This window comes from Bacteroides uniformis (assembly GCF_025147485.1).
In the GTDB taxonomy this organism is placed as follows: domain Bacteria; phylum Bacteroidota; class Bacteroidia; order Bacteroidales; family Bacteroidaceae; genus Bacteroides; species Bacteroides uniformis.
On the sequence record NZ_CP102263.1, the window covers coordinates 2,988,306 to 3,012,776 of the forward strand.

At 51.0% G+C, this 24,471-nt stretch carries 22 protein-coding genes; 6 read left to right on the top strand and 16 right to left on the bottom strand.

All coding sequences use genetic code 11. From position 1 onward, the window contains the following. Positions 1–127 precede the first annotated feature (127 nt). Genes gnd through pgl form a run of 3 tightly spaced genes read left to right on the top strand, consistent with a single transcriptional unit; the run spans position 128 to position 3,830 of the window. On the top strand, positions 128–1,603 hold the full coding sequence (gene gnd / locus NQ510_RS11780; RefSeq protein WP_034523384.1) for a decarboxylating NADP(+)-dependent phosphogluconate dehydrogenase: 1,476 nt from the start codon (positions 128–130) through the stop codon (positions 1,601–1,603). 17 nt (positions 1,604–1,620) lie between these two features. Next, positions 1,621–3,117, top strand: coding sequence for a glucose-6-phosphate dehydrogenase (gene zwf / locus NQ510_RS11785; protein ID WP_034525610.1), 1,497 nt, complete (start codon positions 1,621–1,623; stop codon positions 3,115–3,117). Continuing rightward, positions 3,114–3,830, top strand: a complete 717-nt coding sequence (pgl, locus tag NQ510_RS11790) for a 6-phosphogluconolactonase (protein WP_005828055.1) — start codon at positions 3,114–3,116, stop codon at positions 3,828–3,830. The genes zwf and pgl overlap by 4 nt, the downstream gene beginning before the upstream one ends. On the opposite strand, the gene NQ510_RS11795 is transcribed toward pgl, so the two are convergent. From NQ510_RS11795 to NQ510_RS11835, 9 genes are all read right to left on the bottom strand, one after another. Beyond that, a complete protein-coding gene (locus NQ510_RS11795; RefSeq protein ID WP_005828056.1) occupies positions 3,823–4,866 on the bottom strand; it encodes a DUF2776 family protein in 1,044 nt (347 codons plus the stop codon). The two genes, pgl and NQ510_RS11795, sit on opposite strands and share 8 nt — an antisense overlap. Before the next feature lie 99 nt (positions 4,867–4,965). Continuing rightward, positions 4,966–5,610, bottom strand: a complete 645-nt coding sequence (gene pdxH / locus NQ510_RS11800; protein ID WP_005828057.1) for a pyridoxamine 5'-phosphate oxidase — start codon at positions 5,608–5,610, stop codon at positions 4,966–4,968. Positions 5,611–5,926: 316 nt separating this feature from the next. Next, entirely contained in the window at positions 5,927–6,613 is a 687-nt protein-coding gene (locus NQ510_RS11805; protein ID WP_005828058.1) for an energy transducer TonB, read from the bottom strand. 412 nt (positions 6,614–7,025) lie between these two features. Then, a complete protein-coding gene (locus tag NQ510_RS11810) occupies positions 7,026–7,727 on the bottom strand; it encodes a LytR/AlgR family response regulator transcription factor (protein ID WP_005828060.1) in 702 nt (233 codons plus the stop codon). Beyond that, a complete protein-coding gene (locus tag NQ510_RS11815) occupies positions 7,724–8,791 on the bottom strand; it encodes a sensor histidine kinase (RefSeq protein WP_005828062.1) in 1,068 nt (355 codons plus the stop codon). The genes NQ510_RS11810 and NQ510_RS11815 overlap by 4 nt, the downstream gene beginning before the upstream one ends. A gap of 245 nt (positions 8,792–9,036) precedes the next feature. After that, positions 9,037–10,257, bottom strand: coding sequence for an ABC transporter permease (locus NQ510_RS11820; protein ID WP_005828065.1), 1,221 nt, complete (start codon positions 10,255–10,257; stop codon positions 9,037–9,039). 53 nt (positions 10,258–10,310) lie between these two features. After that, positions 10,311–11,057 carry an ABC transporter ATP-binding protein gene (locus NQ510_RS11825; protein WP_005828066.1) on the bottom strand — a complete coding sequence of 249 codons (747 nt, stop codon included), beginning with the start codon at positions 11,055–11,057 and terminating at the stop codon, positions 10,311–10,313. Positions 11,058–11,072: 15 nt separating this feature from the next. Continuing rightward, positions 11,073–12,302 (bottom strand): efflux RND transporter periplasmic adaptor subunit, encoded by a 1,230-nt coding sequence (locus NQ510_RS11830; protein WP_005828067.1) that lies wholly within the window; start codon positions 12,300–12,302, stop codon positions 11,073–11,075. 12 nt (positions 12,303–12,314) lie between these two features. Beyond that, complete coding sequence (locus NQ510_RS11835; RefSeq protein ID WP_005836286.1) at positions 12,315–13,715, bottom strand: TolC family protein; 1,401 nt, start codon at positions 13,713–13,715, stop codon at positions 12,315–12,317. A gap of 210 nt (positions 13,716–13,925) precedes the next feature. On the opposite strand from NQ510_RS11835, the gene NQ510_RS11840 reads away from it, so the two are divergent. From NQ510_RS11840 to NQ510_RS11850, 3 genes are all read left to right on the top strand, one after another. Then, positions 13,926–14,147: a DUF4492 domain-containing protein gene (locus tag NQ510_RS11840; protein ID WP_005836288.1), complete on the top strand. Its 222-nt coding sequence runs from the start codon at positions 13,926–13,928 to the stop codon at positions 14,145–14,147. Between the two features lie 116 nt (positions 14,148–14,263). Beyond that, the gene (locus NQ510_RS11845) at positions 14,264–15,838 is read left to right on the top strand and encodes a cytochrome ubiquinol oxidase subunit I (RefSeq protein WP_005828071.1); all 1,575 of its coding nucleotides are present in this window, start codon (positions 14,264–14,266) and stop codon (positions 15,836–15,838) included. Positions 15,839–15,865: 27 nt separating this feature from the next. Further along, complete coding sequence (locus NQ510_RS11850) at positions 15,866–17,014, top strand: cytochrome d ubiquinol oxidase subunit II (protein WP_005828073.1); 1,149 nt, start codon at positions 15,866–15,868, stop codon at positions 17,012–17,014. 75 nt (positions 17,015–17,089) lie between these two features. Here the strand turns inward: NQ510_RS11850 and mtgA are convergent, their stop codons facing one another. From mtgA to potA, 7 genes are all read right to left on the bottom strand, one after another. Beyond that, positions 17,090–17,794 carry a monofunctional biosynthetic peptidoglycan transglycosylase gene (mtgA, locus tag NQ510_RS11855; protein WP_005828075.1) on the bottom strand — a complete coding sequence of 235 codons (705 nt, stop codon included), beginning with the start codon at positions 17,792–17,794 and terminating at the stop codon, positions 17,090–17,092. A gap of 80 nt (positions 17,795–17,874) precedes the next feature. After that, complete coding sequence (locus NQ510_RS11860; RefSeq protein WP_005828077.1) at positions 17,875–18,549, bottom strand: OmpA family protein; 675 nt, start codon at positions 18,547–18,549, stop codon at positions 17,875–17,877. Positions 18,550–18,649: 100 nt separating this feature from the next. After that, complete coding sequence (locus tag NQ510_RS11865; RefSeq protein WP_005828079.1) at positions 18,650–19,978, bottom strand: MATE family efflux transporter; 1,329 nt, start codon at positions 19,976–19,978, stop codon at positions 18,650–18,652. A 32-nt stretch (positions 19,979–20,010) separates the two neighbouring features. Next, positions 20,011–21,348, bottom strand: a complete 1,338-nt coding sequence (locus NQ510_RS11870) for an ABC transporter substrate-binding protein (protein WP_175522695.1) — start codon at positions 21,346–21,348, stop codon at positions 20,011–20,013. A gap of 44 nt (positions 21,349–21,392) precedes the next feature. Then, entirely contained in the window at positions 21,393–22,184 is a 792-nt protein-coding gene (locus NQ510_RS11875; RefSeq protein ID WP_005828082.1) for an ABC transporter permease, read from the bottom strand. After that, complete coding sequence (locus NQ510_RS11880) at positions 22,181–22,954, bottom strand: ABC transporter permease (protein WP_005828083.1); 774 nt, start codon at positions 22,952–22,954, stop codon at positions 22,181–22,183. Before NQ510_RS11880 ends, NQ510_RS11875 begins: the two co-directional genes overlap by 4 nt. 16 nt (positions 22,955–22,970) lie before the next feature. Continuing rightward, positions 22,971–24,377, bottom strand: a complete 1,407-nt coding sequence (gene potA, locus NQ510_RS11885; RefSeq protein ID WP_005828085.1) for a polyamine ABC transporter ATP-binding protein — start codon at positions 24,375–24,377, stop codon at positions 22,971–22,973. Positions 24,378–24,471 lie beyond the last annotated feature (94 nt).

Here is a 24,471-nt window from a genome sequence, read left to right on the forward strand (position 1 = left end):
AGCATTGGTTTTCTGTCTGGTTGAAAAATAGGCTTTCGCTGACAAAAGTACTATTTTATTTTCGTAATTCATACGAACAAATGCTGTTAGCATTTTGTTTCCATATAAAGACAAAATTTACATGAATATGAAGAATTTAAATAAAACAGACATTGGACTTATCGGTCTGGCAGTTATGGGCGAGAATTTGGCCCTCAATATGGCAGATAAGGGATGGAATGTTTCGGTATATAATCGTACGGTTCCGGGAGTGGAAGAAGGGGTGGTGGAACGTTTTGTGAACGGCCGCGCCAAAGGGAAAAAAATTGAAGGCTATACAGATATAGCCGAATTTGTAACTTCCATTGCCATACCCCGCAAAATAATGATGATGGTTCGTGCCGGCAGTGCGGTGGATGAACTGATGGAACAGCTGTTTCCCCATTTGTCCGAAGGGGATATCCTGATTGACGGTGGTAATTCCAATTATGAGGACACCAACCGGCGTGTGGCATTGGCCGAAAAGAAAGGCTTCCGTTTTGTGGGAGCTGGAGTTTCCGGTGGAGAGGAAGGAGCGCTGAACGGCGCGTCTATCATGCCCGGAGGATCTGAAAGTGCCTGGCCTGAGGTGAAGCCTATCCTGCAGAGTATTGCGGCAAAAGCATCTGACGGTACTCCGTGCTGCCAGTGGATTGGTCCTGCCGGTTCCGGTCATTTCGTCAAGATGATACATAACGGTATCGAATATGGAGATATGCAGCTTATTGCCGAAGCTTATTGGGTGATGAAGAATCTGCTTGGTCTGGACAATGGACAGATGGCAGAAATCTTTGCTGATTGGAATGAGGGTAAGTTGCGTAGCTATCTCATTGAAATTACCGCCAACATACTGCGTCATAAGGACAAATCAGGAGGTTACCTGATAGATAAGATATTGGATACCGCCGGACAGAAAGGTACGGGCAAGTGGTCCGTTATCAATGCGATGGAGCTGGGCATGCCGTTGGGGCTGATTGCTACGGCTGTGTTCGAACGTAGTTTGTCGGCACAGAAGGGCTTGCGTGAAACGGCTTCCAAGCAATTTGTATGCCGACGCTCGCAGGCGGTGTACAACAAGTCGGAGATGGTGAAGGATATCTATTCCGCACTCTATGCTTCCAAATTAGTGTCATATGCTCAGGGATTCGCCGTGTTGCAGCGTGCATCCGACGCTTTTGCCTGGAACCTCGATTTGGCATCCATCGCACGCATGTGGCGGGGCGGCTGCATCATCCGTAGTATTTTCCTGAACGACATAGCTACGGCTTTCGAGGCAAAAGACAAGCCCAAACATCTGCTGTTGGCTCCTTATTTCAAAAATGAAATGCAGCTGTTGCTTTCCGGCTGGAAACATCTGGTGGCACAATCCATGAAAGAGGAACTTCCGGTGCCTGCATTCTCGTCCGCCTTGAATTATTTCTATTCGCTGGTGTCTGCCAAGTTGCCTGCCAATATGATTCAGGCGCAACGTGACTATTTTGGTGCGCATACCTTTGAAAGGACAGACGAGTTGCGTGGACAGTTTTTCCATGAAAATTGGACGGGACACGGAGGAGATACGAAATCGGGTACGTACAATGTGTGAGAAAGGGGGAGAAGATGATGAATAAATTAGTGATTGTTATATTCGGCGCTTCGGGTGACTTGACGAAGCGCAAACTGATGCCGGCGCTCTATACTTTATATAGTGGCGGGCGGTTGCCGGAAGGATTCTCCATTCTGGGGATAGGACGCACCGAGTATACGGATGCCCGTTACCAAGAATATATAATGAGTGAATTGAGTAAGTTCGTAGCTTCCAAAGAGCAGGTGGAAGATAAAATGAGGGATTTTTGCAGCCATCTGCATTACCAGACATTGGATCCCGCCGAGGTTGAAGGCTATCATCTGCTGGACGGACGTTTACAAGAGTTTACCGGTGAGCAGAAACCGGACAACCTGCTGTTCTATCTGGCTACTCCACCTTCCTTGTACGGTGTCATTCCCTTGCACTTGAAGGCGGCCGGTCTGAACCGTCCTGATACGCGTATCATCGTTGAAAAGCCGTTCGGTTACGATTTGGAGTCAGCCAGAAAGCTGAATAGCATTTATGCTTCCGTTTTCAAGGAGCATCAGATTTACCGCATCGACCATTTTTTGGGTAAGGAAACGGCGCAGAACATTCTCGCCTTCCGTTTTGCCAACGGAATCTTCGAACCGCTATGGAACCGTAATTATATAGACTATGTGGAGATTACAGCCGTAGAGAATCTGGGTATCGAAGGACGTGGCGGATTCTATGAAGGTGCCGGAGCCCTGCGCGATATGGTACAAAACCACCTCATACAGCTTGTGGCGCTCACTGCATTGGAACCGCCTGCCGTTTTCAATGCCGATAATTTCCGCAACGAGGTGGTGAAGGTCTATGAGTCATTGGCTCCCTTGACAGAGGAGGATTTGGAGGAACACATTGTCCGCGGACAATATACGGCTTCGGGCTCGAAAGCCGGGTATAGGGAAGAGAAGAACGTGGCACCTGATTCGCGTACCGAAACGTATATTGCCATGAAAATCGGTATTAACAACTGGCGGTGGAAGGGTGTTCCTTTCTATATCCGTACCGGCAAACAAATGCCGACAAAGGTGACTGAGATTGTTGTACATTTCCGTGAGACGCCCCATCAGATGTTCCGTTGCGAGGGTGGACATTGTCCCCGCGCGAATAAGCTGATTCTCCGCCTGCAACCCAATGAAGGTATTGTGCTGAAATTCGGCATGAAGACTCCCGGACCCGGATTTGACGTGAAGCAGGTGATGATGGACTTCAGTTATGACCAGTTGGGCGGGTTGCCTACCGGCGATGCCTATGCCCGTCTGATAGAGGACTGCATACAAGGTGACCCTACACTCTTTACCCGCAGCGACGCGGTAGAGGCTTCATGGCGCTTTTTCGATCCCGTGTTGCGTTATTGGAAAGAGCATACGGATGCTCCTTTATATGGGTATCCCGTAGGTACGTGGGGACCTTTGGAAAGTGAAGCGATGATGCACGAACATGGTGCTGAGTGGACTAATCCGTGTAAGAATTTGACTAATACAGATGAATATTGCGAGTTATGAAAAGTTATGTTTACCATTCGGCTACAGCTACGGCACATGCGTTGATTGAACATTTGATTGCGATGATGGAGCGTGAGCCGGAAAAGACCTTTTATTTTGCATTCAGTGGGGGAAGTACTCCTTCGCTGATGTTTGACATTTGGGCCAACGAGTACAAGGAGGTGACTCCTTGGATGCGGATGCGGATTTATTGGGTGGATGAACGGTGTGTGCCGGCAGAGGATTATGAGAGCAATTATGGTACCATGCGCCGTTTGCTGTTGGATGAAGTAGGCATGCCCGATGAATACGTTTATCCTATTTATGGAGTGAACCGCCCGGAGATTGAAGCAAAGAACTATTCGACGCTGGTTTGCCGCACGGTTCCGCTTTGGGGTGGCTTCCCGGCCTTCGATGTCGTTTTGCTCGGTGCTGGAGACGACGGGCATACCTCCTCTATCTTTCCGGGGCAGGAATATCTGCTTTCTTCCTTTCATCCTTATGAGGTGAGTGTCAATCCCTATAATGGGCAGAAACGCATAGCCATGACCGGCTGCCTTTTGTTTGCTGCGAAGAATCTTATTTTCTTTGTTACCGGCAAGAATAAGGCGGATGTGGTCCGCGATATTCTTGATTCCGGGGATACCGGTCCGGCAGCTTATGTGGCCCACCATGCCGAGCGTGTGGAATTGTTCCTCGATGCTCAGGCCAATGGCGGGAAAATGTCTACTTAGATGTACCGCTCTCCAGAATGCTTACGATGGAGAATAATGTAAAGCAGATGCCTCCCAAACCTGCCAGTACGCGTGCAGGGACAAAATAGGCATTGTGCAGGCTTGCCATCTCAAACAGAAAGGCGGAGAGAAACAGACAAGCCAGGGCCGTGAAGACCGGAATCAGCGGGATGCGGTTGGCCAGCTTGAAAGTGTTCCGCCAGATGGCGGCAAGTAGTATGACTTTGCTGGAAATGCTGTAGCATACCAGTCCCAGGCCTATCATAATATATCCTGTGGAGGAGAGTGCCGGATTGCTGTTGGCCAAGACCAGAAGTCCCCAGAGAATGCTTATGCTGCCCATTATCAAAACAAGGGCCGGCCATTGTTTCCGTTCAGACTTTGTATAGTTGTTGCGTATCTGGCGGACGATGGTTGCAACCAGCGCCACCAAGCTGGAACAGATACAAGCAAGTCCTGCCATGACATGGCCTGCTACATAATATGCATTGTGCTCGCTGCTTTTTGACAATAGCCAGAAGGCCCATATCCATGCCATTACTGCCATAAGGGTGGCAACTGCTATCAGGATATATCCCTGGGAGGAATTGAATGCATCGGCAGGTTGTAGCTGGTCGGTACGTTCCGAGTTGGCGGGAATGAGGGTGAAGCGGGTGGAGGCTGTGGCTGTGGTAGCTACACAAGCTGTGATGAAACCGACTCCGCAAATCACGTGTCCTGCCACGAAATTGCTTGCCGTGGCAGCTTCGTGCATATAATTCCAACCATAGATTACTGTGAGTACGGCTGCCAGGTAACCAATAACCGGAAGTGCGTATCTGGCTATCGGATTGTAGGTATGAATAATTTGTCTAATGATTGTTGCCGCTGTGGCGAACAAGGCAATGCAAATCATCCCTAAGGAAAATACTACCGGACCGGCCACAAATTTTGCCGAATCCAGTCCTTCGTGGAGCACAAAGGCTCCGTAGCCGAAACAGAAAAGGGCCATCAACAAGGGTATAGCCCTGAAAAGAATACTGATACCGTAATTCATAACAGTTGTTTTTAGAGTTTCCCCTTCAAACAGCGTTTCTGTGGCTTTGTTCCTCCTTTTAAGATTTATTTGTGATGAGAAGTGTTTCCCTGTCCGTATTTAGGGAGCCAGCCTCTCCTTTTTCCAGCTGCCATCCGCTTGTTGGGAATAGAGGAAACGGTCGTGTAGCCTGCTTTCCCGTCCTTGCCAGAATTCAAAACGGAAAGGGGTGACGGCAAAACCTCCCCAGTTGTCGGGACGTTTGATACTTTGCCCTATCCATGTTGCCGCTTCGCGGACGAACGCGCGCATTATCTCCATACGGCTGCCGATGACGTGACTTTGGGGTGAAATCCTCGCCCCGATTTTACTTTTGTAAGGCCTGCTTGCAAAATAGGCGTCAGAATCGGCAGGAGCGCATCTTTCAGCTTTTCCTTCAATGTGTATTTGCCTTTCCAGTTTGTGCCATACGAAAGATAAGGATATATACGGATTTGCAGTCAGTTGCCGGCCTTTTCTGCTTTCGTAGTTGGTGAAGAAGATGAAACGGCCATTTTCCACCCCTTTCAGCAACACTGTGCGTGTAGAAGGATGCCCGTCTGTCGAGACTGTAGCTACCGTCATGGCGGTGGGCTCGTACTCATCACTATGGATAGCATCGTTCAGCCAATGGTCGAATTGCTCAAAGGGATTGTCGTTGAGGTTACCCGGTGTCAGCCTGCCTTTCTTATATTCTCTTCTGATGTCAAAGAGTTGTGATTTCATTATCGTGTGGTTTTATCAGGAGTGATATATTGTTTTTCTATGTAACAGTCTGAGAGGGCTGAATGTTTTTGTTTTTCTGCGGAAAGAAAAATATGGAAGAAGGAAATGGCTGTGTTGATACTTAAAAAAATGGGGGTGTGTCAAAATTCACCACAGATTACACGGATTAACACAGAATGAGCTTAATCTACTGATAGTCAAAGATACTTATCTGTGCAAATCTGTGTAATCTGTGGTGAATACCAGTTTCGACACACCCTCGGATATTGGAGATTACCTTATGAAGACAAGTGGAAAGTGGACACTGGCATGTCTGCTATTGTAATTTAAACATTACGGGAACTGTGAATTTACAACGGACCGGTTTGCCTCGTTGCTCACCGGGTTTCCATTTGGGCATGGTGGAAATCACACGGATAGCTTCTTTGTCCAGATAGGGATCTACGCCTCTTACTACTTTTACATCTACGATGCTGCCGTCTTTGTTGACAACGAATTGTACTATTACGCGCCCCTGGGTTCCGGTCTCTTGTGCAATAGTCGGGTATTTTATACTCTTACCCAGATATTGCATCAGACTCATGCCATTATAAGAAAACTCGGGATTCTTCTCTACAACTTCAAAAATCTCATCCTCTACCGGAATCTCTTCATCTACGGTTGGAGATATGGGTTTGATGATTACAGCTTCACCGATTTCTTCGGAAGAGGCAATGGCTGTTTCTTTCACATTGTCATTATCATCCACAATTGTCAATACCTCGGCAATTGCAGGAGCTTGAGGGGGTGGCGGAGCTACTAATTCGGGTTGCTCCGTGATAGGAATTTCAATTTCCTGCTCAAATACGTTCTCGGTAATAGCACCGCTCATGTCAATCCTAACATCACGCTTCGACCATTCAAATGCAACGAACATGAAGACCAGCACAATTACATAACCTACAAGTAGCCAACTTGACTTCTTGTTTTCCAGGCTTGCTTTGGATGTTTTCTTGATTTCCATAATTTACAAGATTATTACCGTATAATGGTTGTCGCGAAACTAACATTATACAGATGTGATTAGTAAAATCATAAAACATGCGTGCCCACTTGTTTCTGTATTAAAGATAAGAAAATGAATGTTATGTTGGTGTTTGATATGTAGTTATATATAGTTTTTTAAATTTGCTTTGATAATTTTTCTGCTTGTGGATTAAATAGTGTTGATATGTAAAAAGCACTTCCAACGTTCGCTTACGGAGGAAGTGCTTCACACAAAAACTAAACTAGACTTAACTAAACTATTCTATTGGGGGAGTTTCACAACTCCTATCTGTTCGGTGCAAAGATAAAAAAACATATTTTAATATGCAAAAAGATTCTATAATAAATCGACGGTTTTTCCGATTTTATCGACGGATTGGTCGATTTTTTTAGCTTCTTTGGTCTAAAAATTCTTGAAAAGCCAGTTTATAGCTGTCGCTTATCGGGATGTAGTTCTTTCCGAACACGATGCGACCACGGTCTATAATACGTATTTTATTCTTCTGAACAATGTAGGAACGGTGGACGCGCATGAAACGCGAGGCAGGCAGAAGTTCCTCCATTGCCTTCATGCTCATGAGAGACAGGATAGGCTTGGGAGAATCCTCCTCGTAGATTTTGAGATAGTCTTTCAGCCCCTCTATGTACAGAATTTTACTCAATTCGATTTGCACCAGCTTATACTCGCTTTTTACGAAGATGCTCTGAATCTCTTCCTTGGGCTGTTGCAGCAATTCAAACCATTGCACAGCCTTGTTGGCAGCCTGCAGAAAGTCGACGTAGGAGATGGGTTTCAGCAGGTAGTCCAGCGCATTGACTTTGTAGCCGTCTATGGCATACTGGTCGAAGGCGGTGGTAAAGACAATGCGGGTGCCGGAATCGACCATCTTCGAAAATTCCAGTCCGTTCAGTTCGGGCATCTGGATGTCGAGGAAAAGCAGGTCGATGTGCTTCTCGGGCAACTCCTTGATGGCTTGTACGGCACTGGAGTATTTACCGACCAACTCCAGAAACGGGGTCTTGTTGACGTAGCTTTCCAGCAACCCCAGGGCGAGGGGCTCGTCGTCTACAATGGCGCACTTCAGATTCATATCTTTATAATTAAAATAGATTTATACTCTTTCATGTCCTCACTCACTCCTTGCTGCCAGTCGTAATGGCCGGGATAGGTCAGCTCCAGACGCTTGCGCACTTGTTCCAACCCGATGCCGCTTCCACTCTTGTCTGCCACGCTTTTGGGATGATAGCTGTTGGTTATTTCGCAATGTATCTCTCCGGGGCTTTCACTGAAGTGGATACGGATAAAGCTGGGCTCGGTGGGGGAGATGCCATGCTTGAAGGCATTCTCTATGAGGGAAATAAAGATGAGCGGAGCTATTTCCGTACGGCTGTCCGGTCGGACGTCTATCTTTGTTTCCACACGGACGTTGGCGGAGAGACGGATGCGCATCAGTTCGATGTAGTTGCGGATGAAGTCCATCTCCTTGTCCAGGGTGACGAAGTTCTGCTGATTGTCATACAGCACATGGCGCAGCAGTCGGCTCAGTTCCTGCACGGCAGTCTGTGCCTTGTCGGCATCGAAGGCGATGAGGGCGTAGATGTTATTCAGCGTATTGAGCAGGAAGTGCGGGTTGAGCTGGTTGCGCAGGTTCTTCAACTCGGCTTCCGTGCGGCTTTTCTCGGCTTCGCGGCGGGCGGCGTCCATCTGCGCCCAGCGGCGGCTCAGCTTGATGGCAGCGCTGAGGCCGGCGGTGAGAATCATGGTCGAGACGTCGCGCAAGATGAATATCCATTTGGGAGGCCCCATGTGCTGACCGTCATCATCGCCGCGCATATGGTTTTGGAATGTGTATTCTTGCCAAAGGTGGGCGCCGGTGGTAATGCAGATGATGAGCAGTGTGTTCAGCAGGAGATACTGCCGGATGCGTCCCTCGAACAAGTAGCGGGGAATGAGGAAGCAGTAGTTGATGTAGAATACAAGGAAGAATGAGAGGGTACTGCTGCTACCGTGGCGCAGATAGTCCGCAAGGCTGATATTGAAGCCGCTGCGTGTCATCATCAGAAAGGGGAAACCGATGACGATACCCCAGACAATGATGTGTATCAGGGTTTCGATGCCGCGGCGGCGTGGGTTAGGGAGCTGTTGTTTCATCATGATACAAAGATACGGATTTTAGGTGGATATTGGAAATATCCGCTGCCTGCGAAGCAAATCTCTGTTCGCAGGTTGCGGATAAGCGTTTCCAGGTTGCGGATATGTATCCCAAGCTTGCGGATGTCTATCCCAAGGCTTGGGATAGAGATTGTTCTTAGTTTCGCATAACTTTTTTCCCTATTGCCGGAAACTTTTTTCCTAATACTTAAGAACTATTTGGCTAACTTCCGGCAAGGGAGAAAAGGTTATTCGTAGCGTATGGCCTCTATCGGGTCGAGGTCCGCAGCTTTCTTGGCGGGATACCAACCGAAGAACACTCCGGTGACGGTACATACGGCGAAGGAGAGGAATACACTCCACGGCTGGATGAAGATGGGCCAGTGGGCAACGCCCTTCACTATCAAGCTGGCTCCGCATCCGATGATGACACCGATAATGCCTCCGGTGATGCTGATAAGAATGGCTTCGATGAGGAACTGGCTCAAGATGTCGACACCGCGGGCGCCTACACTCATGCGCAGGCCGATTTCGCGCGTGCGTTCCGTCACCGATACGTACATGATGTTCATAATGCCGATGCCGCCCACTACGAGCGAAATGCCGGCTATGCAGGCAAGCAGCGTGGTCATCAGGTCGGTGGTGGAGTTCAGCATGGTGCTGAGTTCCTGCTGGCTGCGAATGGTGAAGTCGTCGTCGTCACTCTCCTTCAGCTTGTGGTTGCGGCGCAGTATCTCGGTGATTTCGTCGGTGGCATTGTCCGTCATGTCCTCGGTGAGGGCGGAGGCGAAGATGCCGCTAAGGTAGGTCTGTGCCAGCAGGCGTTTCATCACGGTGCTGTAAGGGGCAAGCACTACGTCGTCCTGGTCCATGCCCATGGAGTTGTAGCCTTTGGACTTCAGCACGCCCACCACGCGGAAGGGCACTTGGTTGAAGCGGATGATACGTCCCACAGGGTCCTCTCCTCCGGGAAAGAGGTTGTCTTGGATGGTCTTTCCGATGACGCACACCTTGGCAGAGGTCTGTATGTCGGCTTCGGTAAACATCTCGCCGTTCTCCACGCTGAGCTGCCGGATTTCGAGATAGTCCGTGCCCACGCCGCTCACGGAGGAGGGGTAGTTGTTGTTGCCCGCGATGAGCTGCCCGCTGGAGGAGACATTGGGGCTGACGGCAGCCAGAAAGTTGGTTTCGTTTCGCAGGGCTTCGTAGTCGGTCAGCTTCAAGGTCTGCATGGCGCTGGGGTCTTGGCGGACACCGCCGCGCATGTCGGCACCGGGGTGAATCATAATCATGTTGGAGCCCATCTCGGAGATTTGCGCCTGGATGCTTTTCTTCGAACCTTGTCCGATGGCAAGCATCGTGATGACGGACGCCACGCCGATGATGATGCCCAGCATGGTGAGGAATGCGCGCAGCTTGTTGTTGTTCAAGGCTCGCAAGGCTATTTTGAAAAGGTTTGTTCCGTTCATATCGTTTTAATGGAAAGTTTAAAATTAATCCCTAATCCTTAATCCCTTATCCCTCATTCCTCCTCCTGCTTAGGCAATGCTGCCAGGGCTTCGGCTGCATTCTGGATTTGGGTGTTGATGGTATCGTCCTTGATTTGTCCGTCGCGCAGCACGATGTTGCGGCTGCTGTACTGGGCTATTTCGGGGTTGTGGGTGACGAAGATGATGGTGCGTCCTTCGGCATGCAGCTTTTGGAACAGTACCAGAATCTCGAAAGAAGTACGGGTGTCCAGGTTACCCGTAGCTTCGTCTGCCAGGATAACGGCGGGATTGTTCACCAAGGCGCGGGCGATGGCTACGCGTTGCATCTGACCGCCGGACATCTGATTGGACTTATGTTCCAGTCGGTCGCCCAGCCCCACGGCTTGCAGGGCTTCGATGGCACGTCTCCGCCTTTCGGAAGCCGAGACGGAGGAGTTATACATCAGCGGTAGCTCCACATTTTCCACGGCAGTGGTTTTGGGCAGCAGGTTGTAACTCTGGAATACGAAGCCGATTTTACGGTTGCGTAGTACGGCGCGTTGAGGCTTGCTCATGGTGCGTACGGAGATACCGTCCAGCAGGTATTCGCCGCTGGTGGGCGTGTCCAGGCAGCCGAGGGTATTCAGCAAAGTCGACTTTCCGGAGCCCGATGTACCCATGATGGTGACAAACTCGCCTTCACGGATGGTGAACGAGACGCCGCGCAGGGCATGCACGGTTTCGTCCCCCACCTGGAAGTTGCGTTTGATATTTTGAAGTTCAATGACTGCTTTATTCATAATTCTTTTTTTGTATTATTTTCCGCTCTTCTTCTTACTTCCCGGAGGGCCAGGCATGAACGGACTCTTCTCACCTCCGGGAGCTTCCTGGCTCATGTCCGGAGCGCCGCTGCCGGGCATGCTGCCGATGGTGGCTTCGGTCACCACTACGGTACCTTCGTTAATGCCGCTGATAATTTCCGTGTTGACTCCGTTGGAGATACCTATCTTCACCGGATGGGCGGTAAAGGTGTTGCCTTCGCGGGTCCAGAGTTTATGTTCCCCTTCGCAATCCTTCACGATATCATTGTCGCCGATAAGCGGTTTTTCGGGGTTGAAGCGCAGGGCACGGGCAGGAGCGCACAGTACGTCTTTGCGGTCGAGGGTGAAGATGGTGACGTTGGCCGTCAGGCGTGGTTTCAGTTTCAGGTCAGGGTTGTGGGCGGATATGACTACTTCGTAGGTCACAACCGTGCTGGTGCTGGTGCTCGACGTGCTGCTTGAGCTGGCATCTCCCAGACGAATTTGTGTGACCACTCCTTCGAACACGTCATTCGGGTAGGCGTCTACGGTAAACGTGGCGCGCTGTCCCTCTTCCACACCGCCTATGTCCGCTTCGTCCACGTCGGCCACAACCTGCATCTGCGTCAGGTCGGCAGCGATGGTGAACAGTGTCGGTGTCTCGAAGCCGGAAGCCACGGTCTGTCCTGCTTCCACGTCGCGGCTGATGACTACACCGTCGATGGGAGAGGTGATGGTGGCGTAGGAGAGGTTGCGTTCAGCCTTTGCCAGTGATGCCTGGCTGCTTTCGTAGTTGCTCTTGGCCTTCTCGTAGTTATAGACGGACTGCTCATAGTCCGTGGCGGCGATGAGCTGCTTTTCGTTCAGCGTCTTGTTGCGCTCGTAGAGTTTTTTCTGGTACTCGTATTCGGCCTTTGCACCGTTGTAGGCGGCGCGTTGCGAAGCGAGTTCGCTTTGCAGTGTCACGCGGTCCATCTCGGCAATGAGTTGGCCTTTGGTTACTACGGAATTGTAGTCTACATGAATCTTGTCGATGATACCGCTCACCTGGGTACCCACTTCCACTTCCGTCACCGGTTCGATGGTCCCCGTGGCGGTTACGGATTCGGAAATCTCGCCTTTATGGATGGTTGCTGTGGCGTAGGTCACCTTGTGCTTGGCCTTGGCACCACCGAAGAGCCATACGCCGCCGCCCACTATGATTACGGCAGCTACGGCAATGAGGATGATTCTTTTTTTGTTCATATATATAAGGTATTATAATTCGATTTTTTCTCCTTGATAAAACTTCAGTAGCTGCATATTCAGTATGGCCATGTATTTGGCTTGCAGTGTCTCCTGCTGTGCGCTGAGCAGATTGCTTTTCTCAGTCAGCAGTTCTACGGTATTCTTCATGCCCAGGTTGAACTGCTCTTGAATCAGTTCATAGCTGGTCTGCGTACTTTTCAGTTTCTCTGTGGCGGCGGCGTAGCGCTGCTGGGCGCTGTTGGCATCGAGCCAGAGGGTTTCGATGGTCTTGTACAGCGTTTTTTGGTCGTCCAGCAGGTCCAGTTCGCTGGTCTGCTTCTGAATCTTGGCTTTCTCTACGGCACTCTTGGTCTGCCGGTTGCTGAAGATAGGCACGCTTACGGTGAAGCCCAGCGAGTTGTTCCAGTTCTGTTTGACTTGCTCGCTGAAGGTGAAGTCATTGCCGTTGGCATGGCTGGTTCCGATGCCGGCGCTGAGGCTCAGCGTAGGCAGATAGCCAGCGCGGGCAATTTTGATGTCGAGGTCGGATGTCTGTATATTCAGTTTGCCGGCTTCTATTTCCGGACGGAGCACGAGGGCAGAACGGTAAACGTCCGTTTTGGTGGGCAGGGGTGCCAGTACGTTTTCCGTGCCGAGTGTGGGGATGTAGAGGTTCATCTCGGATTCGCCGTCCAGTTCCAGGAGTTGTTTCAGTTGTAGTTTGTAGTCTTGCAGGGTGGCTTGTGCGGTCACCAGTTGGTACTTGTCGGTGCTTACCTGCGCTTCCAGTTGTGCCAGGTCGCTTTTGGCTATGCTTCCTGCTTCGAGAAGCTGGCGGGCGCGTTCGCATTCGGCTTGGCTCACTTCCAGGGTCGATTCGTTCACTTTCACGGCTTCGGCGGCGTAGAGTATCTGTACGTAGGTTTGTGCGATACTTTCTTCGATGCTGTTCTCGCTCTGTGCTACGCTAAGTTCGGCAATGCGGTTGTTCAGTTGCTGTTGTTTGATGGTGTTGAGGCGCTTCCCGCCGTTGTAGAGGGTCCAGTTGGCATCGATGCCGTAGCTGCCGTTATAGGAAGTCTTGCTCTGGCTGCTGGTGATGTTGTCGCCGTCGATGATGGTGTTTGTCTCGCTCTTCGGGCGATTCACGACACGCTGGCTCACACTGGCCGAAAGGCTGGGGAAGAGAGCGGCTCGGGCGGTCTTTACATCTACCTGGGCACTTTCCGCGTTGAGGCGGTTCTTGCGGATGGTGATGTTTTGCTGCAAGGCATAGTCGATGCACGCTTGCAAGTCCCATTGGGCGGGCAGGCTGTCGGCTGGCTGCTCGGAACTGCCGGGTATCTGCGTGGAAGTGCCGTTTTGGGCGGCCACTCCCATGCAGCTTGCCATACATAGCGCTATCACTGTCAATCTTTTTACGTTCGTCATATCTTCGTTATTCTATGGTTTTATATTTGCAAATGTAGTGGGGTGGAGAAAGGATTGCAAAAGTGATAGACGTTGAGTGAATTTTCCTCGCCTAAAATCTTTTTTGTACCGATGAATGGGAGAAGTCTTTTTTCTGTTCAACTTTTCACCTTTTTATTTGTTCTTTATATAAAAGTATTTTATATTTGTAATCATTATAATTTTATCGGCATGAAACAGACTGCGGTAAACATTTGGCGTTTTTATTTGGAAGGTTTTCGAAGTATGACGTTAGGGCGTACTTTGTGGCTTATCATTCTTGTGAAGTTATTCATTATGTTCTTCATTCTCCGCCTTTTCTTCTTCCCACGGTTTCTGAATACCCCCGTGGTGGGCGATGACAAGGAAGGCTATGTCAGCAATGAGCTTATCCACCGGAGTCTGGGCGACTAAACACGGAGACACAGAGTTTATTTCCTTGCCCTTATAAATTCTCCGTGTCTCTCTGTTCTTACCCGATAACTTAAAAACTTAATAACTCATAACTTATAACTCATAACTTGATTCTTATGCTTGGACACATTGACACTTCCCTGATTGACTGGTCGAGAGCCCAATTTGCCTTGACCGCCATCTATCACTGGATTTTTGTGCCGCTGACACTTGGACTGGCGGTAATTATGGGCATCATGGAGACAGCGTACTACCGTACGGGTGACGAATTTTGGAAACGTACTGCCAAATTCTGGATGAAGATTTTCGGTATCAACTTTGCTATTGGTGTAGCAACCGGTATTATTCTGGAATTTGAATTCGGTACGAATTGGAGTAATTACAGTTGGTTTGTGGGCGACATCTTCGGTGCGCCGCTTGCCATCGAGGGTATTTTGGCTTTCTTTATGGAAGCAACGTTTATCGCCGTCATGTTCTTCGGCTGGGATAAGGTGAGCAAGCGTTTCCACCTGGCATCTACTTGGCTCACGGGGCTGGGCGCCACGATTTCTGCCTGGTGGATTCTGGTTGCCAATGCGTGGATGCAGAATCCCGTAGGTATGGAGTTCAATCCCGATACGGCACGCAACGAGATGGTGGACTTCTGGGCTGTGGCAACTTCGCCGATGGCTGTCAATAAGTTCTTCCATAGCGTGCTGTCCGGCTGGGTGCTGGCTGCCGTGTTTGTAGTAGGCGTAAGCTGCTGGTATCTGTGGAAGAAGCGCGAGAAGAAATTTGCGCTGGCAAGTGTAAAGATTGCCGCATGGGTAGGTCTGTGTGCCGCTGTGCTCTCTGCCTGGACGGGTGATGGCTCGGGCTATCAGGTGGCGCAAAAGCAGCCGATGAAGCTGGCTGCTATGGAAGGCTATTATGAAGGGCGGCAAGGTGCCGGATTGGTAGCGTTCGGGCTGCTGAATCCTGCCAAGCAGACACCGCAGGACGGAGTAGACCCATTCCTTTTCCGTGTGGAAATTCCGAAGATGCTGTCGTTGCTTGCCGAGCGCAAGATGGATGCTTTTGTTCCCGGTATCAATGACCTGCTGAAAGGTGGATATCCGTTGAGCGATGGTACCGTAGCGCTTTCGGCAGAGGAGAAAATAGAAAAAGGAAAAACGGCTATCGGTGCGTTTGCCGCCTATCGTGCAGCCAAGGCTGCGGGCAATGAGGCAGATGCAGAGGTGGCTGCCAAAGTGTTGAAAGATAATGTAGCCTATTTCGGTTATGGTTATATCAAGGACGTGAACGAGCTGGTGCCCAATGTGTCCCTTACGTTCTACATGTTCCGTGTGATGGTGATGTTGGGTGGATACTTCATCCTCTTCTTTATTGTGGTGCTGTTCCTGGCCTATAAGAAAGACTTGTCGCGGATGCCATGGATGCATTGGGTGGCTATGCTCACCATTCCGCTGGGCTATCTGGCTGGACAAGCCGGATGGGTGGTTGCCGAGTGTGGTCGTCAGCCGTGGGCCATCCAAGATATGCTGCCCACGAGTGCCGCCATCTCTAAGCTGGATGTAGGCTCCGTGCAGACCACGTTCTTTATTTTCCTGGTACTTTTCACTGTCATGCTGATTGCTGAGGTGGGAATTATGCTGAAGGCTATTCGCAAAGGTCCTGAAACCGAAACGCACACACCGTCACATAACTCATAACTCATAACTTATAACTCATAACTCACAATGAATGCTTATATATTTCTTCAACACTATTGGTGGTTTGTAGTCTCTTTGCTGGGAGCACTACTGGTATTCCTGCTGTTCGTGCAGGGAGGTAATTCGCTTCTGTTCTGTCTGGGGAAGACGGAGGAGCAGAAGAAGATGATGATTAATTCTACGGGACGGAAGTGGGAGTTCACGTTTACAACGCTCGTCACGTTTGGAGGTGCGTTCTTTGCTTCGTTTCCGTTGTTCTATAGTACCAGTTTCGGAGGGGCCTATTGGCTGTGGATGATTATTCTGTTCAGCTTTGTGTTGCAGGCTGTCAGCTACGAGTTTCAGTCGAAGGCGGGAAATCTGCTGGGCAAGACAACGTATCGCACGTTCCTGGTGATAAACGGAGTGGTAGGTCCGGTATTGCTGGGTGGGGCAGTGGCCACGTTCTTCACGGGGTCTAACTTCTATATCAATAAAGGGAATATCGCAGATGCGGCAATGCCGGTTATCAGCCAATGGGCTAACGGCTGGCATGGGTTGGATGCGTTGCTTAATCCGTGGAATGTGGTGCTGGGGCTGGCTGTGTTCTTCCTGGCACGTATCTTGGGAGCGCTTTATTTTATTAATAATATCAATGAGGATGATTTGGTGAAACGCTGCCGCCGGGCACTTTGGGGAAATACGGCGTTGTTCCTGGTATTCTTCCTGGCCTTCGTCATCCGCACGTTGCTTGCCGACGGCTATGCTGTACGCCCGGAAACGGGAGAGGTGTTCATGGAACCTTACAAGTATCTGACGAACTTCCTGCAGATGCCAGTAGTGCTGCTTGTATTCCTGGTTGGTGTGGTGGCTGTGCTCTGGGGCATTATCCGCACGCTGTGGAAGCCGGCATTCGACAAGGGTATCTGGTTTGCCGGTGCAGGGACGGTGCTTACGGTATTGGCACTGCTGCTTGTGGCAGGCTATAACAATACGGCCTATTATCCGTCTACCCACGACCTGCAAAGCTCACTCACGTTGGCAAACAGTTGCTCGAGCCAGTTCACACTGAAGGTTATGGCTTATGTCTCTATCCTTGTTCCTTTCGTTCTTGCCTACATCTTCTACGCTTGGCGCAGTATCGACAATCGCAAGATTGATGCGAAGGAGATGGAAGAGGGAGGACACGCGTATTAATTAAAAATTAAGAATTAAAAATTAAAGGAGGATGTGTCATCTGTGTGCTATTAACTGTTTTGATACATCCTCTTCTTATTCTTTTGTCCGCTTCTCATTTAGCTGGAATTTGGGTACCAGTTTCATCAATCGTAGAATCTGTCCTTGCCTTTTCTTTATGTAAGGGGAGGGGTGTGCTGAGTCGAAGCGTATGGGGTTGGGCAATGTTGCCGCTATTAGTGCGCACTGTCCGGCAGAGAGCTTGGCTGCTGTAGTCTTGAACTTGTATTTGGCGGCAGCTTGTGCGCCATAGATGCCTTTTCCCATTTCGATGGAGTTGAGATAGACCTCCATGATACGTTCTTTGGACCAGAAGAATTCTATCAGTACGGTGAAGTAGACTTCCAGTCCTTTACGTACCCAGGAAGACTGGGGCCATAGGAATACATTCTTTGCCGTCTGCTGGCTGATGGTGCTTGCGCCCCGTTTCCGTTTTCTTGTTTCATTCTCCTTTATCGCTTTCTGTATCTCGATGAAATCGAATCCGTTGTGTGTGGCAAACCGGTTGTCTTCCGAGGCAATGACGGCCATAGGCAGGTGAGGGGATATCTTGTCGGAAGATACCCAAGTGTGGTGCCAGCATGGACTTTCACCCTTAAAGACCTGTTGCACGCTGCGAATAACCATCAGTGGCGTGATGTAGACGGGTACAAAACGATAAGCCACTACCGCTAGGATAGTGGAAATAAAGAAGAATAATATGATGTTGCGGAGGAACCGCAAAGGCTTCGGGAGTTTCATGGAGAGAGTGCCAATGTGATTAATGTGTTAATGTGCCAATATGCATATTGGCACATTAACACATTAATCACTTTACCATATTAATTAGCTGCCTCCGCATTCTTAATCATCTGTTCGCTGGCATACATATATACCTCTACGCGTCGGTTCTGGTCGGCAGACAGACTTTCGTCGTATTCGTTGTATCCCACGCCTTCCACTTTCTTGAACTGGGCCGGAGATACGCCGCAATCCTGCAAATAGTTCTCTACGGCATAGGCGCGGTTCTTGGAAACTTTCATGTTGGCTTCGTAAGTACCCACTTTGTCGGTATGGCCGATGATGGCGATATCGGTTGTCGGGTCTTCCTTCAGAATCTGTGCGAGTTCGCGCAGGGAAGCCTTTGCCTCGTTGCTCAGTGCTGCGGAGTTGAAGCCGAAAAGAATACCTGCCGCAAAGGATACTTTGACAGCCGGCAAGCCGTTGGCATCCGTCACCTGCTCCACTTGGGCGCCTTCAATCTTGGCAGCTTCGGCAGCCTTCTTGTCCATCTTGTGTCCGATGGCAACGCCGGCACCCGTACCTACTGCAGCACCTACCGCAGCTCCAATGGCTGCCCCCTTGCCTTTACCTATCAGTCCGCCGATAATGGCACCTGCTGCTGCACCGGAGCCACCGCCGATTATTCCACCTTTGGCCTTGTTGTTCATTGTGCCGCAACTGCCCAGCAGCAATGCGCCGCACAAAAGTAATACTGTAAATTTCATCTTCTTCATAACTCTTTTTCTTTAAAAGTTGACTTTATCTTTAATGTTGCAAATTTATGTATATAATAACCATATTCTTCTTTCTAAAGTTCGCCAGTTCTGTCCTTTTTTAGAGAATTTTCCTTTTGATGAGGACGAACCAGGCTGTCAGTATAAGACCTTTGGCAACGGTCGTTCCACTTACTGCCCACCAGATGGCATCCACTCCCATACCCATGTGCACCAGCAATAACGCCACCGGAATACGCATGTAATTGCATCCGATGCTGACAATGGCAGGCGGCACTGTCCGTCCCAGTCCGTAGAACACGCCCTGCATGGTAATTTCCATCATCATGAACATTTGCGAATAGCCGTCGATGCGGAGGAAATCTCCACCCACACGGTAGGCTTCGGCCTCGGGTACGAAGATAGAGAACACCTCGCTGCCGAAGAAGATGAACAGTAGTGAGCAGAGGCTTCCGAATACGCCCGTCATCCACATGGTGGTGCGCCATGCTTGCTTCACGCGCGACTTCTGCCCCGCGGCATAGTTCTGGGCGATGAACGTGCTCAGCCCCGTGGAGAATCCTTGCGAAGTATTCCAGGTGATGGCCTCGATTTGTCCGCCGGTGGTGAATGCCATCAGTCCGATGTGTCCTCCCTGCTCCGAGGCGGTGCGCGAGAGGAACATATTGACGAAGGCAAATAGCGTGTTCAGCGTAGCCACGGGCAGCCCGAGCTTGAAGATGCGCCGGGTGTACTTCTTTTTCAGCGGAACGATAAAGGAGAAACCTCCGAGCACGGCGCTTTTCCCCCGGAGCTTGTAGACGAAGATGCCGAATACTGTAGCTTCGGAAAGCCATGTGGCAAGTGCCGCGCCCACTGTTCCCCAACCGAAGCCGAAGATGAACAGAGGGTCGAGGACGATGTTCATTATCAGTCCCGTCCCGCTGATGTAGAACGGAATCTTGCTTCGTCCTGCCGCGTTGTAGATGCCCGTAAAGGCAGCGGAGAGAAAGATGAAAGGCAGTCCCGTCGACACGATGCGCAGATAAGTCACGGCGGCGTCCGTGATATGCTGTTTCAGCTCGAAGATGTTCAGGATGGGGCGGGCGAAAAGAAAGAGCAGGCCTCCCCAGCAGACGGAGATGAGCAGGGCAATCGTAATGTTGTGCGAGGCAAAGCTGCGTGCGTCCTCTTCGCTGCGTGCACCGATGGACTGGCCTACGCTGACTTCGGCGCCCACTTTATTGAGCAAGGCGATGGAGCCGGACATCCACGTCAGTATGCCTACCGCACCTACTGCAGCCATGGACTCACTGCCCAGACGCCCTACCCATGCCATGTCCGTCAGGCTGTAGGCCATCTGGATGAACGAGGTGGCCATGATGGGCATTGCCAGCGTGAAAAGCTGGCGGTTGATGGGGCCTTGTGTCAGATTCTTTGTTCCTTGCACGTTGACGGGTTTTTAGGTAAACAATGTGTTGCTCATCCCCTTTTCCGCTTTCTGCGGAGACGGTGGCGGCGTTTCTGCTTGTACTTTCGTATCTTGGCATATACCAGCCAGATGAAGAGCAGACCGAAAACGGCGAAGATGAGCAGCACGATGCCTGTGTTGAGATTGTCACCTTTCACGCGGCTCCACATCTCGAGCACTAGTTCCGTGCGGTCGCCGAAGTCGCGTATCATGGCGCAACGTTCCACTACACAGCGGTCAGGGTACTGGACCGGGTCTATCTGCAGGCTGTCGGCTCCGGGCAGGGGGCCGAAGAAGTAGCTGAGGTCGGAGTGCACGTCGAGCGTGGTATCGGTCTTGGCCTCCATGATTTCCGGTGTGGCTACGGCGCTGACGTAGCCGATAGCATCCATGTTGCGCAGTGCCACGGAAGGCTGGCAGAGGTAGTTGATGAAATAGCTTGCCGCCTTCACGTTGCGGGCGTAGCGGGGGATTACCCAGCCGTCGTACCAGATGTTGCTGCCTTCGCGGGGGACGGTGTAGTCCAGTTCCACACCCACGGCATCGGCCTCCTCGATGGCCCAGACGGCATCGCCGCTCCAGGTGAAGTTAATCCACGCCTTGTTCTTGGTCATCATTTCTTTGCCGAAGTCGGCTTCCCAGCCGGCGATGTTGGGTTTCATCTCCTTGAGGCGTTGCTCGGCCAGGGCGATGGCCTGCGGGGAGTTGTCGTTCATCAGTTGCTCTACTGTGACGGTGCTGTCGGCCAGCTCCCGGGCGTGGGCGTAGATGATGGCGGTACCGTAGGCATCGCGGTAGCTGTCCTTCATCAGTATTTTGCCTCGGTTCTTGGAGTCCCAGAGGATATCCCATGTGCCGGCCTCTTCGGCGGTAATAAACTTTTTGTTGAAGAGGATGCCAGCGGTGCCCCACATGTAGGGTACGGCATAGTCCTCGGTCTGGCGTTCCGGTTGCGAGGTCTTGTTCAGCTCGTGGCGAATGTAGGGCGACACGTTGGGGATATAGTCCGGCGTGTGGCCGAAGTTGCGGTCGATGGGTAGCAGGAGGTCTTTGCGAAGCATACGTTCGATGATGTACTCCGAGGGGCATACGACGTCGAAGTCCTCGTGCCCGCGCTCAATTTTGGTGAGCATGATTTCGTTGATATCGAACACCTGGTAGATGATACGGAGGTCTTCGCCCGTCTGCTGCTTGTACCAGTCGGGAAATTCGGCAAGCACATCTTCATCGATGTAGTCCGCCCAGTTGTATATCTTCAGTACACGGCTGCGCTCTTCTGTGGAGTTTCCACAAGAAGAGAGGAATGCGATACAGCACAGTAGAATCAGTATGTTTATTATCCTTTTCATCATCTTGTTCTTGACAATTGATAACTTATAACTCATCACTCACATCAATCGTTTTTCGTCCGTTCGGCCCGCTTGTTGATTACAATCAGCAGCACCAGCACCGTCACGAAGATGATGGTGGAGAGTGGCCGCAGTTCCGGCGTCAGTCCACCTTTGCGCGCATCGGCGTAGATGTAGGTGGAGAGCGTTTCCAGCCCCTGGTTGCCGATGGTGAAGATGGTCACGGCAAAGTCGTCGATGGAGAGCGTGAAAGCAAGGATGAATCCGCTTATCATACCCGGAAATATCTCCGGAAGAATAACCTTGCGCAGTGCTTGGAACGGTGTGGCGCCCAGGTCGAGTGCCGCCTCGTAGACATTCTGGTTCATCTTTTTGAGCCGGGGCATTACGCTGAGCACCACGTAGGGCGTGCAGAAAGTGATGTGTGCCAGTACCACTGTGGTGAATCCTTGCGATATGCCGAAGCTGACGAACAGCAGGAACAGCGACACACCGGTGATAATGTCTGCATTCATCATCGGGATGGCATTGGCGAAGTTCATTACCTGCCGTGTGCGCGAGCGCAGATTGAAGATGCCGATAGCTGCAATGCTGCCCAGCGCCGTGCTGGCGGTGGCAGCAAGCAGGGCAATGGCGAATGTGTTCCAGATAGCATTCATCAGCGAGTGGTGCATCCCGCCCGTAAACAAGGAGCTGTACAGCTTGGTGGAGAACCCCGTCCAGTTGCCCAGCACCTTTGCCTCCGTGAAGGAGAATATCATAATAATTAAGATGGGCGAGTAGAGCAACGCCAGCAGCAGCCACAAGTAGCCGCGGGTTAAGATTCGTGTCATCATATCACACCTCCGCTTTCATTCGATGCCCCGTCCTCCTCGTTGGTAAAGAGGATGGTGATGCCTATCAGCAGCAGCATGATGAGCGAGAGGGCGGCACCGTAGTTCCACATTCCGTTGTAAATATTCTCTTGCACCGTGGTGCCGAACAGTTTGATGTTGTTCATTGTCAGCAACTCGGCAATGGCAAAGGTAGAAACCGTAGGCATAAACACCATCACTATGCCGCTCATCACTCCCGGCATGGAGAGCGGCAGAATCACCTTGCCGAATACGCGGGTAGGAGAGGCTCCCAAGTCCTGCGCAGCCTCAATCAGATTGTGGTCCATCTTCTGAAGGGTGTTGTAAATGGGGTATATCATGAACGGCAGGAAGTTGTAGACCATACCGAACACAAGGGCACCTTCGCCCAGCGGCAGGTTCAGGAAGTCGAACAGCGCCACTGTGGCAAGCGTACGTATCAAGATATTCACCCACATGGGGAGGATGAACAGCACCACCATGGTGCGTGAGGTGTTGAATTGCTTCTGGCTCAGGATATACGCTGCCGGATAGCCCAGCAGCAGGCAGACCAGCGTGGTGATAACGGCTATTCCGATGGAGTAGACAAACGTGTTCATCGCTTCGGGGTGCATCATGAACTTGCGGAAGTTGGCCAACGTAAACGCCCCTCCGTCGTCCGTAAAGGCATAGAGCACGATGAGCAGCAGCGGTACTATGACAAATACAAGCAGAAACAGCGCGTAGGGTACCGTCCAGTTGCGCCGGCGCATGAAGAAATGGGATAACTTATTGAGCACTTCCTTCCTTATTAAGAGATTGAACAATCCGTATATTTTGAGGGGCGATGGTGATACCTACGCGGTCGCCGTCGTCCCACACGTCGTTGGTGTCGACAAAGATGTCTTCGTCCCAGTCCGTAAACACGGTCAGGTGGTAATGGTTCCCTTTGTAGAGGATGAATTTCACTTCACCCGTCAGACGGCCGTCCTCTTCGTTGTCTTCGAGGATGACGTGCTGGAAGTCTACTTCCACTTGCACGGCGCTGCCCGGCTCGATGCCCTGCACGGGGAGGCACTCGAAGTTACAGCCCAGGAAGTCTACGTGCGTCTCGTCCACCAGCTTTCCCTCGAAGGTGTTGCAGGTGCGTTCCTTCTTCATCACGTGGATGTCGAAGGGTTTCACCAGCAGGCCGACTTCGCGTCCTGCCTCGAAGGCATGGTAGTCCTGCACCATCAGCTCGTAGCCTTCGCGCGTCTGCACCAGCATTTCGTAGTGTACGCCTTTAAAGATGCAGCTGGTTACGGTCCCCGTCAGCTGTGCGGCGTCGGATACATCGAAGATGTAGATGTCTTCGGGGCGAATCACTACGTCTACCTGCATCTGCTCGCCAAATCCCGTGTCCACGCATTCAAATTCGTGTCCGCAGAAGGTGACGGCTTTATCCTTTATCATAACTCCGTTCAAGATGTTGCTTTCACCAATGAAGTCTGCTACGAAGGAGTTGATGGGTTCGTTGTAGATGTCCGTCGGCACGCCTATTTGCTGGATGCGTCCTTCGCTCATCACGACGATGGTATCGCTCAAGGTCAGTGCCTCTTCCTGGTCGTGGGTCACATATACGAAGGTGATGCCCAGCTTCTGGTGCATCTCCTTTAGCTCCATCTGCATGTCCTTGCGCATTTTTAGGTCCAGGGCGGCAAGGGGTTCGTCCAGTAGCAGCACTTCGGGTTCGTTGACGATGGCTCGGGCAATGGCTACGCGCTGTTGCTGCCCGCCGGAGAGGGAGTCTACGTCGCGGTCCTCATAGTCCGTCATGCCCACCATGCGCAGGGCTTGCTTTACCTTCTTCTCGATGGTGGCACCGGGCAGCTTCTTCAGCTTCAGCCCGAAGGCAATGTTGTTGAACACGTTGAGGTGGGGGAAGAGGGCGTACTTCTGGAACACGGTGTTTACCGGACGCTTGTGCGGCGGTGTCTGTGTGATGTCCTTTCCGGCAATGGTTATCACTCCTTCCGAGGCTGTCTGAAAGCCTGCAATGAGGCGCAACAGAGTTGTCTTTCCGCAGCCGGACGGTCCCAGTATTGTTACAAACTCGCCCTTACGGACAGACAAATTCACATCATTCAGCACGGCCTTATCTCCGAAAAATTTCGATACGTGCTCCACACCGATGATGCAATCGGACTTTTGCATAAGCGTCTTTTACTTTATCCAAACGAATTAAACAAATCTCAGAAGAAAGCTGAAATAAAATCAAAACAGTTTCTCGGGCTTTCAAAAAGCGGGT

Excerpts from the sequence above, each read along its gene's own strand:
- mtgA (WP_005828075.1), bottom strand. The coding sequence starts at position 17,794 with ATGAAACTCCCGAAGCCTTTGCGGTTCCTCCGCAACATCATATTATTC.
- NQ510_RS11860 (WP_005828077.1), bottom strand. The coding sequence starts at position 18,549 with ATGAAGAAGATGAAATTTACAGTATTACTTTTGTGCGGCGCATTGCTG.
- NQ510_RS11850 (WP_005828073.1), top strand. The coding sequence starts at position 15,866 with ATGAATGCTTATATATTTCTTCAACACTATTGGTGGTTTGTAGTCTCT.
- pgl (WP_005828055.1), top strand. The coding sequence starts at position 3,114 with ATGAAAAGTTATGTTTACCATTCGGCTACAGCTACGGCACATGCGTTG.
- NQ510_RS11845 (WP_005828071.1), top strand. The coding sequence starts at position 14,264 with ATGCTTGGACACATTGACACTTCCCTGATTGACTGGTCGAGAGCCCAA.
- NQ510_RS11820 (WP_005828065.1), bottom strand. The coding sequence starts at position 10,257 with ATGAACGGAACAAACCTTTTCAAAATAGCCTTGCGAGCCTTGAACAAC.
- potA (WP_005828085.1), bottom strand. The coding sequence starts at position 24,377 with ATGCAAAAGTCCGATTGCATCATCGGTGTGGAGCACGTATCGAAATTT.
- NQ510_RS11875 (WP_005828082.1), bottom strand. The coding sequence starts at position 22,184 with ATGATGACACGAATCTTAACCCGCGGCTACTTGTGGCTGCTGCTGGCG.
- zwf (WP_034525610.1), top strand. The coding sequence starts at position 1,621 with ATGAATAAATTAGTGATTGTTATATTCGGCGCTTCGGGTGACTTGACG.
- NQ510_RS11815 (WP_005828062.1), bottom strand. The coding sequence starts at position 8,791 with ATGATGAAACAACAGCTCCCTAACCCACGCCGCCGCGGCATCGAAACC.
- NQ510_RS11840 (WP_005836288.1), top strand. The coding sequence starts at position 13,926 with ATGAAACAGACTGCGGTAAACATTTGGCGTTTTTATTTGGAAGGTTTT.
- NQ510_RS11830 (WP_005828067.1), bottom strand. The coding sequence starts at position 12,302 with ATGAACAAAAAAAGAATCATCCTCATTGCCGTAGCTGCCGTAATCATA.
- NQ510_RS11870 (WP_175522695.1), bottom strand. The coding sequence starts at position 21,348 with ATGAAAAGGATAATAAACATACTGATTCTACTGTGCTGTATCGCATTC.
- NQ510_RS11880 (WP_005828083.1), bottom strand. The coding sequence starts at position 22,954 with ATGCGCCGGCGCAACTGGACGGTACCCTACGCGCTGTTTCTGCTTGTA.
- NQ510_RS11810 (WP_005828060.1), bottom strand. The coding sequence starts at position 7,727 with ATGAATCTGAAGTGCGCCATTGTAGACGACGAGCCCCTCGCCCTGGGG.
- NQ510_RS11825 (WP_005828066.1), bottom strand. The coding sequence starts at position 11,057 with ATGAATAAAGCAGTCATTGAACTTCAAAATATCAAACGCAACTTCCAG.
- gnd (WP_034523384.1), top strand. The coding sequence starts at position 128 with ATGAAGAATTTAAATAAAACAGACATTGGACTTATCGGTCTGGCAGTT.
- pdxH (WP_005828057.1), bottom strand. The coding sequence starts at position 5,610 with ATGAAATCACAACTCTTTGACATCAGAAGAGAATATAAGAAAGGCAGG.
- NQ510_RS11805 (WP_005828058.1), bottom strand. The coding sequence starts at position 6,613 with ATGGAAATCAAGAAAACATCCAAAGCAAGCCTGGAAAACAAGAAGTCA.
- NQ510_RS11835 (WP_005836286.1), bottom strand. The coding sequence starts at position 13,715 with ATGACGAACGTAAAAAGATTGACAGTGATAGCGCTATGTATGGCAAGC.
- NQ510_RS11795 (WP_005828056.1), bottom strand. The coding sequence starts at position 4,866 with ATGAATTACGGTATCAGTATTCTTTTCAGGGCTATACCCTTGTTGATG.